Origin of the sequence: Burkholderia sp. 8Y, assembly GCF_902506145.1 — a bacterium.
GTDB lineage: Bacteria > Pseudomonadota > Gammaproteobacteria > Burkholderiales > Burkholderiaceae > Caballeronia.
Genome location: NZ_LR733519.1, coordinates 739191 through 754044 on the forward strand (window position 1 = coordinate 739191; position 14854 = coordinate 754044).

The following is a 14854-nucleotide window of genomic DNA, read 5'->3' on the forward strand; positions in this document are numbered from 1 at the left end:
CGCGTCCATCGTTTGCTCCAGCAATCGGCGAGCACCGCTTCGACATTGCTCACGACCAACGTCCGACTTCGAAAATCGCTATATATTGGCGTTATCGAAGTGCTTCGCGCGCTTTTGCGGTTCGCGTGGGCAGTGCGTGACGACAGCTCACGCGCGTCCGTGCAAGGACGGATTGCACAATGGACGAAGAAGACGAAGTTCCTCTTGAGCTGCCACCGCCGCATCGAAATTTCGCGGCGACGCGTGCAATCATCGTTCTCTTAGCGGTCATTTCCGTACTCGGGCCCTTGCTTTGCGTGTGCGGCTATGCCTGGTTCGACTATCATCGTCGGCTTTCTGAAGCGTTCGATGAAGTCGATCGCCTGACGCGCGTTGCGGACGAGCAAGCCGCCACCGTGCAGGAGCTCAACGCAGAAGTGCTCGCCCGGATCGCAGAACTCGTTGATGATCAAAAACCGGCATGGATCAGTCGTGAGGAACAGACCGTTCATCAATCGTTGCATGCGATTGTTGGGCGATTCCCGCAGATTGCCAGTGCCTCGATCTATAGCGCAACGGGGCAACTGCTTGCGAGTAGCCGCTTTTATCCCGTTCCCACGCTATCGATCAGCGGAAGCGAGACACTCCAAGCTGCGTCCAGTGCCGGCAGACAGCCGCATATCGCGCTAGCGCAGCCCGACTCTCTTCCCGGTGGCAATGTGTTCACGGTAAGTACTTCATGGGTCGATTCCGCGGGCCGGTCGCTTGGCGTGTTCGCGATCGCTTTACGGCAACAGTACTTTCTTGACTTTTATCGCGAGCTGACAGGCGGCGAGCCCTTCGTGCTGATCGGCCTATATCGAGCCGATGGCGGAATCCTGGCCCGCTTTCCTAATTCGCGTCCTCATAACATGTCGGCTGCGGATTCTGGAGTGAAACAGGCCATCGCGCAGGACGCGCGATTCGGGCATCTCCTCTCCGTCTCCCCGGTTGACGGGCGGGAACGGGTGCTGGCCTACCGACGCGTCGGCGGCTATCCGCTATACGTCACGGCAGGTATTGAGACTGCGTTTATTGCCGCTAAATGGCGCGCCAATTTGATCGCGATCACGATCATACTGCTCGTTCCCTGCATCGTCGTATGGGTGTTGCTCTGGATGTCATTGCGCAGACTCCGCGAAGAGGAAATGGCCTGGCAGAACTGGCATAACGAAGTCAGCAGACGCATGTCCGCCGAAGCATCGAACCGACAACTTCGTCGCATGGGTGCGCTCGGCAACCTCGTGGCCAATGTTGCGCACGACTTCAATAATCTGCTGATGGTCGTGAACGCTAACGTGGAGCTTGCGCGACGCAAGCAGTACACCAACCTGGAGAAGGAAGTATTGGCCGTTCAACATGCGGCGAAAGGCGCGCAAGGACTCGCGCGCCGCTTGATGAGCGTGGCGCGGAAGCAGCCGGTTAAGCTCGAATGCGTGAATGTGTGTGAATGGTTGGAAGGGATGAGCGATCTCATTCACACATCGCTAGGCGAGCACGTTGTGCTCGATCTCCAACTGTCTGGTAACACGAACGCCGTGATGGTCGATCCCGTCGAGCTGGAGGCGGCTGTCATCAATCTTTCCGTCAATGCCAAAGACGCGATGCCTGACGGCGGAAAGTTCACGGTGCGGTGCGCGCCGATCACGCTTTCAAAGAGTGAGTTCGACTTGCAGCCCGGCGATTACGTGCTGCTTCGCTTCACGGACACCGGTAAGGGCATGACGGATGCAGTCGTGCGCCGCGCGTTCGAGCCGCTTTTCACAACGAAAGCGAAGGGCGCGGGCACTGGGCTCGGGCTTGCGCAAGTCATGACGACATGCGAGCAGGCGGGCGGCACCGCGCGCATCGAGAGCGCACCAGAACGCGGTACGACGATAAGCCTCTACTTGCCTCGCATCGAAAGCAAAGAGGGCTGCGAGGATGCCACTGCGGAGGCCGCGCCGGACGCGGCGACGGACCTCCTGGCGCGGGGTGTATCCGTGCTTCTTGTCGAAGACAATCAGAGTGTCGCCGATGGTATCGCAGCGGTCCTTGACGTGTTCGGTTGCACTGTGCGGCATGAACTAACGGCCGATAGCGCCATTGCATTGCTGGAGAGCGGTTACCACGCGGATCTCGTGCTTTCGGACGTTCAAATGCCGGGCAAGCGCGACGGACTCGACCTCGCAGAGTACGTTCGCGACCGTTGGCCGAGCCAGACAATCGCTTTGATGACCGGCTATGCGCAGGAGTTGAGGCGCGCATCGGAAGCGGAGGTTGTCATTCTTGCGAAGCCATTCGACATCAACGAATTGCGATCGTTGGTGGCGAACTGCAATCGGACGTAGTCGGCTGCGAGCGCGGTCTGCTAATGCGTTGCGGTGCATGGTCGGGCGGCATAGCCATCTTCTTCGCTGCCGCGCGTGATAAACGGCGCATTCAGCGACTACGTGGGCGGGCTCCGCATTGATAGTTGTGGAGTCGCGAAAGCGCGTCTCACGTAATTCATGTCGCCGCTACGAAAGCCCGCAACCTGTTGATCAAAAAAGTCGTTCGCAGTCCAAATAATGCGGATGTGGGTTGCCACGGGTTGAGCATTGATGCCGACGGCTGGTACGCCCCGCGGATTGCTCGTACGGACGGCGTCGGACGATTGATCAGTTGCCGAATCGACGCGATAGTCGAGGCTGGCGTCTAGGGAACGACGTTGACCGTGCCGCCGGGCTTGGGGCGCAGTAGCGGCGTGCAAGCTGCGGTCCGCGGAGGTGACAAGAATATCGATAGCGTTCAGGCCGAAAACTGAGACGAACTCACAGCTTCCTACGCTTTGTCGTGTTCCTGGAAGACCAAGCCGCGCCTGCAGCGGGTCAACACGTAGAAACTGCCGAAAATGCGTTGAATGTACTACGAAATGTTTCAGCGTAAGCGCGCTCACCCGTTCGGAGAGCCGATGCGTAGGCATGTGATCGCGGCGCGTCGTCAGTACTAGTGAAAATACGACCGGAATTTTGTTCCTACCAATAAAAAGGACCGCATTTTTTTCTGAGATGCGTGTTTACAGACAACTCCTAAGACGATAACCTTGCTTCCGTCGTGAACGGTTCGGCAAATGATGCCTCTGCGCAGGGGCGACGTGATTCGATCCGGTAATACATACCTGACTGCTTTCGCATCGATCAGAGGTCCGTGCGCGAGGGAGTCCGGCTCCCTCGACAGGCAATCGTTTGCAGCCTCGGCGTCAGCGTTGGCGTGATCGCATAGAGGCATGACTAGACCGCCGGTTCCGCTGTGCATGACCGGCGCGTTTGAGTAAGCGAAATGCATTCTCGGTCGTCGGCACATACTGCCGACAGCCTATTTCAACTCAGCGAGCGATGGCTCGCCCGTTAGTACTGCCAAGTGATCATGAACAACAAACAAGCTTTGCATCCCCTGAAATTCCTGGCTAACACCAAGGCCGCAACGATCGCCGCTGCTGTCGTCGTGAGCGCGTTGCTCGCAGCTTGCGGTGGCGCTGGCGAGAGTGCCGTCGATGCCGCAACGGCGAAGTCGGCCGATACGCCGCAGGCGACCGACAAGGCTGCAACCAGCAGCTCGATCTTTTACGGCGTCAACGGCCACATCACGAACGGCGGTGCTTACGACAGCACGCCCTACGCAACGCAGCTTGCGCAGCTTCAGAGCCTCGGCGTGAAAATCTACCGCAACGACGTGTATAGCCAGGCTTCGGCGAAGGTCGTCGCGACCGTCGCGAAGACGTTTGCCGCAGGTGGTGTACAGGTTTATCCCGTCTTGATGCTCGGCCTGAACTACAACAGCGAGCAGGCCGCCTATAACGCCGGCTACACGATGGGTCAGCAGACGGCGCAGACGTACAACTACACGTACTATGAAGTCGGCAACGAACTCGAAGCGAACACGCTCGCAGGCAATTACGACGGCAACGTCTGGAACCAGTACAACAATCAGCCGTTCACCATCGCGCGCGGCGTGATCCGCGGCATGATCGCGGGCGTGAAGTCGGTCAACAGCTCCGCGAAGATCATCGTCAACGGTACGTGGAAACACACGGCCTTCTTCCAGATGCTCGCAGACGGCTCGCAGCCGGACGGCACACATGGTCACCCGACGGTCAACTGGGATATCACGGCATGGCACTGGTACTCGGACCAGGGTGATATGACGCATGCGTGCGGCAACACGGGCTGCCACGACGTTCTGGGCGTGCTCAATTCCCTCGGCAAGCCGGTGTGGATCAATGAGTACGGTGTGCGTCCGACCTACGGCACGTACTCCGCGATTGCGTCGTACATCACGGGTAGCACGATGATGCAGCAGTTCTATAACAACGCATCGAAGTACAACATCCAGTCGATTCAGGCTTTCGAACTCTACGACGACAGCGAAGGCGCCTATGGCCTGATGCAGAGCGATGGTAAAACGCAGAAGCCTGCCTTTACCGCGGTCAAGAACTTCATCGCAAGCCACCCGAAGTAAGCAAGTCAAAAAGGGCCTCCGGGCCCTTTTTTCGCGTTCGAATGCGCGTGACCGATCGGGCCAGCCGCTCACTCATGGTTGCTCGCAGGCGCGTGCCCGGCCATCGCTGCGGCGGCTGTCGCTCAATTGCTTATGCGTCAGGTCGAGCAAACGGCCCCATTCATAGTCGACCCTATCGGGGCCCATCGGTAGCACGCCTGCACCAGGCGTGAACGTCAATTCCCCAAAATAGATCTTGTCTCCCAACGTGTACAGATCGACGCGCACGTAATCGAAGTCCCGTGCAAGCGCCGCCGCGGTCGCGAGCAACTCTTCCAGGTTGTCAGGACGAGGCACGGGTGTCGGGCTTTTTTTATATTGGCCGAAGGTGATGTCCTGCACCTGCCAGTTCGCGTCGAAGACATCGCCTCGCGGCGTAGGTCCGAAACGATCCGAGATGACGAGGGCATAGATGATCGGCTTTCCCGACCTCGGATTGAAGACATGGAATTTCAGGTCGGCCGGCACGACGCCGGTTTCATCGAGCAGCAGCGTTTCGAAGAAGATGCGCGGCTCGATTTCCCGGTAGTGCCTTTCCCGCGCGATGCGGTAGAAATCGGTCGATAGCCACGCTTGCGCCATTCTCGAAAGCTTGTCGAAAGAGGTTTGGGATTTATCGCGCACGACCTCCACGAATCCGCTCCCGTGATTCGCTTTCATCACGAAAGCTGAAGGCAGACTGTCGAACACCGCTTGCGTGAAACGCGGTGGCTCCGCAAGCAACGGAATGAGATGTTCGTGACCAATCCTTTCGGCAACGAAATCGCGCACGGCGAGCTTGTCGCTGAGTTTCACGTATCGCGGGTCGGGTGAAAGGCAGCGGCGCAGGATCTGTTCGTTGAACGTGACCGGGTGTCGAAGGTTCGGGAAACGTCCAATCCTTCTTCGGTGCATCACGCTCAGAAATAGTTCATCGGACAAAAACGCCTTTGCGCTGTCAATCAACGCTCTTGCAAACGGCATCCGCATTTCTCCATGGGTAGCGGCCATCAATTTCGCTCCGAGGAAGCATCTGAGAAGACAGTACGTTGCTTCTGAGTTCCTTCGTGGTACCCGTAATCGTCTGGGCGACGAGCGTTCGCTGCTGTTCGGCTTCGCACATCCACCGCTATAGAACCGTTTGGGTCGATGCTTCGACGAACGGCAAGCAACGCGCGGGCCTAACAATTGCATGAGTCAGCGCGCATTGGTGGATTGAGTTAAAACGCCCACTGACAGGCGCGGATAGCAAAGCCTCTGCCGCTCTGAAGCGTGCCCCAGATGGCGTTGCAACGAATCGTCCGTGTGCTCTCAAACGTGACGCGGTGGTTCATTCTGACTGCGCGCGTTACACACTTGATATTCGCCGACCCACATGGCTCTAGCGTCGCGCGCTGACGGGCGATTGCGCCGCGTCGTCATAACCATAATCAACTGACGAATCATCGAGGAAGAACTTAATGCGTTTGGGAATCTACTGCGATTCAGGTATCAACGGGGGACACGAAGAGATGCTCAAGCGACTCATGCAGGTCCTTGCGTCTAGTGCGCGAATCGATACCTTGCACATCTTCGTGCCGACGACAAACGCAGTTCTTTACCGCCATGTCAGCGCGCTGGCCGGCGATAACGCTAAGGTCCGGGCAGTCGCGTTGCCCTTCACGTCCGAGTCATTCAGAGGAAATCGCTTGACTCTCGTTCGGACGATCCGGTCAATGGCAGCGACGTTACGCGAGCTGGAACTCACGAAACTCATTGTTGCGCAGGGTACGATCGTGTCGGGACTCGCTGGTTTGCTCGCCGGCCGCCACGCCCGCGTGCCGACAGTGAGCTATCTGCCACTCGTCGATGATCCGCCGGTAGGCGCCGGCATGATTGGAAAGGCGAAGTGGATCATCAAGCGCGTGCTGTATCGAGTGCCACGCGAGTTCGTCACGCTTAACGAGCACCTACAAGACAAGCTCTCAAGGCTTGCGCCGCATGCGCGCTCCATGATCCTGGAAAACTTTGTGGACGACCGCTTCAGCGGCTCAGGGCTCACGAAACATGCGGCGCGCTCGGCATTGGGCTTGCCTGATGACGGCACAACCATCATCGCGCACATCGGCCGCATCAACTTCTATCAGAAGCGCCAGGACTTTCTGATGGGCGCCATCGAGCGCAACCCCGAAGCGTTCAAGCACGCCCTTGTGCTTATCGTTGGGGAAGGACCGGATGCATCGCGTCTTGCGGCCATGGTCGAGGCAAGTCCAATCCTGTCCTCATGCGTGCGTTTAGTCGGGCCTCAGAGCGATGTGCTGCCCTATATCGTCGCCAGCGATACGCTCGTGCTTCCGTCCGCGTTTGAAGGCGTTCCGCTCGTGATGATCGAAGCAGTGTTGGCGGAGCGGCCAATCGTCGTCTCCCGCGTGTGCGGCCTGGATTCGTACATGCCCGATGCGCTGCTCTTTCCTCGCGACGATACCAATGCATTCATCGAGCGCATCTTCGCTGCGCCCAATTTCCCGATGGGCGCGCTGGCGAGCGACTTCCGCCGACGCTTCTCGCGTGAAGTGTTCGAAGCCCAAGCGCAGAAGGTGATAGCGACCGCACCATCGGAGCCGGACGCGTTCGACCTCACCTCGACGCTCACGTGACGTCGCCGCATAGACGACAAGCGATTACTGGCTCAAGGATGCCGTTGCAATGGAAAGCGTGTTCGTCGGGCTTGCTCTGCCTGTGACGGCAATAGAGCCGGACAGGGTGCGGCTACCTGAGGCCCGTGAATGCGACGAAGATGTAGACGAGCGAGACGCTTGCGATGACGATAAATGCGTCGAGTCTACAACGATGCCCGTAACATACGATGCAAACGACTCGCAAAAGTATCCACCGAAGTCATGAACGCCTGCGAGCGAAGTCCATATCCTCAATGCCCCGACAGGACCGGTGAGCCGGCGACATCCGCCACGTCCTGCGCAACCTCGACTCGATTGCGGCCATTGTCTTTGGCGCGATACAGCGCCGCGTCCGCTTGCTTCAACAGCTGCTCGATGGTTGCGTCGGCAGCGTCGACATAAGCAATCCCGATGCTACAGGTATAAGAAGGCAAAGCCGATCCCCCCATGCACGCGATGCGAGATTGCAGGGCATGTGCAAGACGCAAGGGTTCGTCGACGTGCTCGCAGGGAAACAGCACGGCGAATTCTTCTCCGCCCCAACGCGCCAACTGCGCTTCCGGCGGGAGTGCGAGAGCTGCACGTCGCGCGAAGTCCACGAGAATGTCGTCGCCCATCGAGTGACCGTAGGTGTCGTTGATCTTTTTGAAGTGGTCGAGGTCGATGAGCAACAGTGAAAGATATCGCCTGACCTTGCGAGGTGTTTCTCGCGTCAGCGCGTGCGCCCCCAAAAGTGCGCGGCGATTCAGTAGACCAGTGAGAGGATCGATGCGGGATAGTTGTTCGAGGTGAACACGGAGCCGGTTCACTGCTGTGAGCATGAATCCCACGGTAATGCTCAACGACATGAATGCGCCACTGCTCAGGTAAATGAGTTGCATCCGATCGTGAGCGTACAAGCCTTCGTGCGGGGAGCCGGGCCGCAGCAACGTCAGGACCCTGGCGAATGCGATGAGCGTCTCGACGGCAAACAAAGTGCCGACGACCTTCGCGCCGCTATCATCCCGGCCGAACCGGAGCAACTCATACGCGAGGAGCGCGAAAAGCACTGAAAGGATGACATTCGTAAAGAGCGAACGCCCGAAGGGCGTGAAGTCGACCCATGTCATCCAGCTAAGGCTGACGGCATCCAGGACAGTCAGGGCTGCGATAAGGCGGATGAAAGCTGGGCGACCGAGATAGCGTTGGCTCCCTATAAGCCAAAGCCCTATGCTGCCGACGATGCAGGCATTACCGGCGATCACCGATAACCAGTCCGGAAACACATCTCGCAGCGCCATGACGAAGGCGGCAGCGGAAAAGAGCAGCGAGCCCTGCGCCCATTGCGCTACGCCTTGAATCGTTCTGGGGAAAGTTCTGCCTATGGAGAACATCACTAAAGCCATCAGTCCAGGCATCACGGATGCCATCAGAAGGACGGTACGCAAGTCGAACGTGGGCATGATTGGCTTGTCGGTGCGCGATGTACGGGTTTTTCCAAGCGGAGTGTTACCGCTCGAAAGCCTTGCGGCTTGCAAGCGCAGACAAGCGCGGGCGGTGGCTGCCGTTTGCGGAGTTCATGGCGTCGACTTTTGAAACAGGCTGCGCTTTATGAGTCGGTCCACTGACCTCGGTCAACGTCAAATATCGGCGTTCGAACGGAAAACTTTAGGGAATTGCGAAAGAAGCATGGGGCGAGTCGTGCCGGGCGTGGGCGGCATCGCGAGTAAACGTAAAGCATTCTCAAGCGTGCCGATGCGTGGGCCGATCCGAAGATAGACACCATCGAACAAACCCGCGAAGCATTTCGGCCACCGCTGCAGACGCTTGGCCAAGCAGGGGCCGCGCGACGTGCGCGCGGCCATTCAGCGCGAGCCGCCGCGCGCCTGATTACTTTCCAGGCGTCAGCACGACGCGAAACCGCGCCTTGCCGCTCATCATCCGCTCATACGCTTGCGGTGCCTCCGACAGCGGATACTCTTCGATCATCGGCTTGACGCCTGCGAGCGCGCTGAATGCTAAGGTGTCCTGTGAATCGGCTGCTGTTCCAGACGGCCATCCCTGAACCGAGTGGCGGCCCATGATGAATTGCGCGATGGGCACTTCGACGGGCTCCTGAGAGATGCCGACCATGATGAGCTTGCCATTGAGCCCCAAGCCGCCAATGGTCGCGCTCATTGCCTTGCCGCTCGTCGCGGTGGCAAGGATGACGCGCGCGCCGCCGAGCGCCAGCAGTGTTTCCGCGACATTCTGCGCTTCGCTGTCGATGTAGTGGTGCGCGCCGAGTTGCTTGGCAAGCGGCGCCTTGTCCTGTCCGCGAGCGATGGCTACGGTCACGAAGCCCATCTTTCGCGCGTACTGCACGCCGAGATGACCGAGCCCGCCGATGCCGAGAATCGCCACGACTTCGCCCGCTCGCGCGCCGCTGTTGCGCAGCGCATTGAACGTCGTGATGCCGGCGCAAAGCAGCGGGGCGGCGTCGATGTCGGAGAGATCGTCCGGCATGCGCGCGAGTGCTTCCTGAGGCGCGACCATGTACTCCGCGTATCCGCCGTCGTAGCTGATGCCCGGAACGAGCCCGCGTTGGCACAGCACGAAGTCGCCGTGACGGCAGTGATCGCAATGGCCGCAATGCCCGCCATGCCAGCCCACGCCAACGCGTTGGCCTTTCCCCCATCCTTCGACGCCCGCGCCGACCTTCTCGATGACGCCTGCAATCTCATGACCCGGCACGCGCGGAAATTGCAGACCGGGCCATTGTCCTTCGACGGTCAGCGAATCGCTGTGGCAGATGCCACACGCATGCACCTTGATCAGCACATGTCCGTCGGATGGCTCGGGCACCTCTCGTTCGACGACTTCTAGCGGACCATTTGCTTTCGACACCTGAACTGCCTGCATGGATGGCATTGCTCGCTCCTGTTCATGGGATCAGTGCAGCGTGATTCGCACGCCGCACGCGAATGACACGGCTAGCGCCCACGCTGCTGACCGCATCGTCGAGAAAACGTCGCAACGGCGATTGTGACAGCAGTCGAGTAGATTTGCAGACAGGCTTCGTCGATACATTGGCGGGGCCGTTCCACGGCTTGCGCGTTGCCAACGCCGCGCGCTCGCGGTCAGAGCCGCCAACCATTTGATGCCCCGTCGACGTATCGATGCACGTCAAATACGGCGCGCCGCATGTTCGGCTGTTCGCTGCGTGACCATCGGTGTAGGTATCGGCGATGCCGAGGCTAATCGCCGGCATCCGCGCGTATTTGGCGTGGTAGTTGATGAAGTCGAGCGCGATTATTGTCGCCGCGACATTTCTCTCCTGCGGACAGCACGCCTTGACGCCGTGCGTATGCACAGTTAGTCTCTCGGTCGAATGAGGCAGCGATCGCTGCCGCTTTTATACCCCGCGTAGTGCATATGCACTGAAATCCGATGACCACGCCCTCTACCAATCTCCCATCGACGACCGCGCCGGCGCTTGGACGGCCCGCGCGCCGCATACCCTGGATGCCGCTTGCGCTCGGCCTCGTCGCAGTCGTATTGATCGCGGCGGGCGCTTATTGGGCGGTCGTGCTGCGCTTCGTTCAGACAACCGACGATGCCTACGTCGGCGGCGACGTCACCGTGCTCGCGCCGAAGCTGAATGGCTTCGTGACGGACGTGCTCGTACAGGACAACCAGCGCGTGACGGCAGGGCAAGTGCTCGTGCGCCTCGATTCGCGTGATTACGGCGCACGTCTCGCGCAGGCCAATGCGGAAGTTTCGAGCGCACGCGCGGCCGTCGAGGAACTGCGCGCGAAAGATGCGTTGCAGGCCGCAGTCATCAATCAGGCGCAAGCGGAAGTGCGCGCGTCGTCGGCGGAACTCACGCGCAGCGGGCAGGACCGCTTGCGTTACCGCGAACTCGTGAAGGACGACGCGGTGTCGAACCAGCTTGTCGAACGCGCGGATGCCGACTACAGCAAGGCGCAAGCTTCGGTCGACAAGAGCGGCGCATCGCTCGTCGCGGCCAAGCGTCAGTTGTCCGTGCTCGAAGCGCAGATCGCGGATGCACAAGCCCGCGTCGCGACCGCCGAGGCCGCACGTCGCGTCGCGGAACTGAACGTCGAATACACGACCATACGCTCGCCGGTGGATGGCTACGTCGGCAACCGCACGGCGCGCGTGGGCGTGCTCGCGAACGTGGGCACCTCGCTGCTGACCATCGTTCCCGCGACCGGCCTGTGGGTCGATGCGAACTTCAAGGAAGACCAGCTCAAGAAGATGCAAGCAGGCGACGAGGCCGATGTCGCACTGGACGCGTCGAACATTCCGTTAACCGGGCACGTCGAGAGCCTTGCGCCCGCGACTGGCGCAACGTTCAGCGTGCTGCCCGCCGAGAACGCGACAGGCAACTTCACGAAGATCGTACAGCGCGTGCCGGTGCGTATCCGGCTCGACGTGCCCAAGGGCGCCGAATCGGTGTTACGTCCGGGCTTGTCCGCGACGGTGAAAGTGCATCTCGACAAGCACAACGGTTGAGGCGGACATCATGAACCGCAACGTCCTCGTCCATCCCGCCGATGCGCCTGTCCAGGAGCGCGTGTTTGCCTTCGCGCTCATGTGCCTCGGCTTCTTCATGGCGACGCTGGATATTCAGATCGTCGCGTCGTCGCTCAAGGATATCGGCGGCGGGTTGTCCGCAAGTCAGGACGAGCTGTCGTGGGTGCAGACGTCGTATCTGATCGCGGAAATCCTTGTCATTCCGATGTCCGGCTGGCTCTCGAAAGTGTTCTCGACGCGGTGGTTGTTCGCGGCGTCGGCAATCGGATTCACTGTGACCAGCATGCTGTGCGGCCTGGCGTGGGACATCAATTCGATGATTCTCTTTCGCGGCATGCAGGGCGCGCTCGGCGCCGCGATGATTCCCACTGTCTTTACCACCGCATTCGTTCTCTTTCCGGGCAAGCAGCGGCTGATTGCATCGACGACCATCGGCGCGCTGGCCTCGCTTGCGCCAGCGATCGGTCCGGTCATCGGCGGATGGATCACGGATCAATGGTCGTGGCACTGGCTGTTCTATCTCAACCTCGTGCCCGGTCTCGTCGTCGCCGTGCTTGTGCCGAAATACGTTCACATCGATAAGCCGGATCTCTCGCTGTTAAAGAAAGGCGATTACTTAGGCATACTGTTGATGTCGGGATTTCTCGGCTGTCTTGAATACGTGCTGGAAGAGGGGCCGCGCAAGAACTGGTTTGGCGATGACGCGATCTTGATCTGTGCGTGGGTTTCCGGGATCTGCGGCTTTCTGTTCATTGTTCATGCTTTGACGGCTAAAGAGGCCATCGTCGATTTGCGCGCATTGTCCGTGCGCAACTTCGGCATTGGCAGTCTGCTTTCGTTCGTCACCGGTATTGGCATCTTCACGGCGGTATTCCTAACGCCGGTGTTCCTCGGGCGCGTGCGCGGCTTCGATTCATTGCAGATCGGCATTGCCTTGCTGTCGGTCGGATGCTTCCAGCTTGCGTCGATCGGCGTGTATGGCTTCGCGTCGCGTTTCATCGACATGCGCGTGCTGCTCGTCTTCGGCCTGATTTGCTTCGGCCTCGGCTGCTATTTCTATACACCGTTGACCAACGAATGGGGCTGGCAGCAACTTCTCTTGCCGCAGGCGTTGCGCGGCATCGGCCAGCAATTCGCCGTGCCGCCCATCGTGACGATGGCGCTCGGTTCGTTGCCGCCATCGCGTCTCAAGTCCGCTAGCGGCTTATTCAATCTGATGCGCAACCTCGGCGGCGCGATCGGAATCGCGGTAAGCGCGACCATGCTCAACGACCGGCTCAATCTGCACTACCTGCGCCTCGCGGAAAGCGTGACCATCGGACGGCCTGCGATCGGAGACATGCTTGCACGCAGTTCCGCGCATCTCGCGTCGATCGGAGGCGATGCGCTCGATGCGACGCAAGCCGGGCTTGCATCATTGAACGCGATTGTGTTGCGTGAAGCACTCGTGCTCACGTTCGCGGACTGCTTTTACGTACTGGCGCTGTGCTTTCTGGTGGGCATCGTCAGCGTGCTGTTCGCGAAGCCTATTGGCAGCGCGCCGCCGTCATCGGAAGCACATTGAGGTGATGATGAAAAATATATATTTGGCTATCCTGATGACATTTGCGGTCGCCGCCTGTGCGGTTCAGCCCGCGACGCACGCGGATTTGGCCGCCACGGTGCGCACCACGGCGCCCGCTGACTGGGCCGTGGACGTCCCTAAGGCCGACGCCGATCCCGACACCTGGTGGAATCAGTTCAACGATCCCGCGATGCACGAACTCGTCGCATCCGTGCTGAACAGCAATCTCGATGTGCAAGCCGCAGTCGAGCGCGTGAAGCAGGCGCAGGCGTTGACGACACAACGCCGCGCTGCGCTTCTGCCGCAACTCGACGCGAACGCGGGCGCATCCGATGCGCGGCAGAACACGCCGCCGCCGTTGGGCTACGTGCGCCAGGCGGGCTTTGGCCTCGCACTGAACTGGACGCCCGATGTGTTCGGCGGCGAGCGGCTCGAACTGCTTGCGTCGCAGGCGCAACTCGTCGGGCGCGAGCATGCAGCCGATCAAATCCGGCTTGCACTTGCGGCGGATACGGCATCGGCTTACGTCGATTTGCGCTGGGCGCAGGCGGAACGGAAGATCCTCGAGGACAACCTGACCATCCGCGAACGCGCGCTCAAACTCACGCAGCGGCGTTTGCAGTACGGGCTCTCGACACAACTCGATGTCGCGCGCGCGCAGAATCAACTGAGCGATCTTCAGGCGCGCATTCCGCGCACGAACGCGACCATTCAGCACCAGTTGAGCTTGATCGCGGTGTATTCGGGCCGAACGCCGGAATCGGTCGACAAGCTCATGCTCGCCGATGCAGGCGCCGCGCCCGCCATTCCTGTCCCTGCCGACGACGCTCCGCAGATGTTGCCTTCCGGCGCGCTGCTGCGTCGTCCGGACGTGCTCGTCGCTTATGCGCAGGTTCAGCAGCGCGCGGCGGAAGTGGGCGTGGCGCGCGCCGAGCGTTATCCCAAGTTTTCGTTGCGGTTGACGGACGGCTTGCTCGCATCGTCGTATCTGGGCTTGCCGACGCTCGCGGACAATCTGTTCTCCGCCGCGCTGAATGCGACCAGCCCAATCTTCAACGCAGGCCGCATTACCGCCGACATCGAGCAAAACGAAAGCCGCATGCGCGAGTCGGAACTTAATCTGCGCGAGACGATGCTTCAGGCGTTGAAGGATGTCGAAGACACGCGCAGCGACCTCGTGAGTACAACCGATCAAACAGCGCGTCTGACCGATGCCCTCGCCGCTTCCGGAAAATCGCTCGCGCTTTCCACGCAGCTCTACAAAGGCGGCGCGGCCAGTTTTCTCGACGTGCTCGACGCGCAGCAAGCCTATCTGCGCGATGCCGATGCGCTCAACCAGTCGCGCCGCGAACACGCGCTGGCAGCGGTGGCGATGTATCGCTCGCTCGGCGGTGGGTGGAGCGCGACGAACGACGATGATTCTGTCCGGACAGCGATGGGTCGGTAAAACCGTCATGTGTTATCGAAACTCTCTGAGTGTCAGCGCAAAAAGCGGCTAAAGGGGCAACGTGGCAGCGCCGTAAACGCGGGCATCAACGCCCTCTTTTTCGGCCATGCAAGCTCACGACGACGCTTCACTCTTTGCGCCTCGCCGCGTTTC

The 14854-nt window shown here is 60.0% G+C and carries 9 protein-coding genes; 6 read left to right on the forward strand and 3 right to left on the reverse strand.

The genetic code is table 11. The annotated features are described in order from the left end of the window. Nucleotides 1-179: 179 nt before the first annotated feature. The gene (locus GV035_RS03225) at nucleotides 180-2348 is read left to right on the forward strand and encodes an ATP-binding protein (protein ID WP_159833318.1); all 2169 of its coding nucleotides are present in this window, start codon (nucleotides 180-182) and stop codon (nucleotides 2346-2348) included. 1057 nt (nucleotides 2349-3405) lie between these two features. After that, a complete protein-coding gene (locus GV035_RS03230) occupies nucleotides 3406-4497 on the forward strand; it encodes a lipopolysaccharide biosynthesis protein (protein WP_159833320.1) in 1092 nt (363 codons plus the stop codon). A gap of 72 nt (nucleotides 4498-4569) precedes the next feature. On the opposite strand, the gene GV035_RS03235 is transcribed toward GV035_RS03230, so the two are convergent. Beyond that, nucleotides 4570-5526, reverse strand: coding sequence for an ATP-grasp fold amidoligase family protein (locus GV035_RS03235; protein WP_236572407.1), 957 nt, complete (start codon nucleotides 5524-5526; stop codon nucleotides 4570-4572). 704 nt (nucleotides 5527-6230) lie between these two features. On the opposite strand from GV035_RS03235, the gene GV035_RS03240 reads away from it, so the two are divergent. After that, nucleotides 6231-7151 carry a glycosyltransferase gene (locus GV035_RS03240; RefSeq protein ID WP_236572408.1) on the forward strand — a complete coding sequence of 307 codons (921 nt, stop codon included), beginning with the start codon at nucleotides 6231-6233 and terminating at the stop codon, nucleotides 7149-7151. A 272-nt stretch (nucleotides 7152-7423) separates the two neighbouring features. Here GV035_RS03240 and GV035_RS03245 read toward each other — a convergent pair whose 3' ends face one another. Both GV035_RS03245 and GV035_RS03250 read right to left on the reverse strand, forming a co-directional pair. Beyond that, on the reverse strand, nucleotides 7424-8614 hold the full coding sequence (locus GV035_RS03245; protein ID WP_159833324.1) for a GGDEF domain-containing protein: 1191 nt from the start codon (nucleotides 8612-8614) through the stop codon (nucleotides 7424-7426). 427 nt (nucleotides 8615-9041) lie between these two features. Continuing rightward, a complete protein-coding gene (locus GV035_RS03250; protein WP_159833326.1) occupies nucleotides 9042-10061 on the reverse strand; it encodes an alcohol dehydrogenase in 1020 nt (339 codons plus the stop codon). A gap of 519 nt (nucleotides 10062-10580) precedes the next feature. On the opposite strand from GV035_RS03250, the gene GV035_RS03255 reads away from it, so the two are divergent. The 3 genes from GV035_RS03255 to GV035_RS03265 are packed head-to-tail and all read left to right on the forward strand — an operon-like array spanning nucleotide 10581 to nucleotide 14701. After that, a complete protein-coding gene (locus tag GV035_RS03255; protein WP_159833328.1) occupies nucleotides 10581-11669 on the forward strand; it encodes an HlyD family secretion protein in 1089 nt (362 codons plus the stop codon). Between the two features lie 10 nt (nucleotides 11670-11679). Beyond that, a complete protein-coding gene (locus tag GV035_RS03260; RefSeq protein ID WP_159833330.1) occupies nucleotides 11680-13254 on the forward strand; it encodes a DHA2 family efflux MFS transporter permease subunit in 1575 nt (524 codons plus the stop codon). 7 nt (nucleotides 13255-13261) lie between these two features. Next, nucleotides 13262-14701 carry an efflux transporter outer membrane subunit gene (locus GV035_RS03265; protein ID WP_159833332.1) on the forward strand — a complete coding sequence of 480 codons (1440 nt, stop codon included), beginning with the start codon at nucleotides 13262-13264 and terminating at the stop codon, nucleotides 14699-14701. Nucleotides 14702-14854 lie beyond the last annotated feature (153 nt).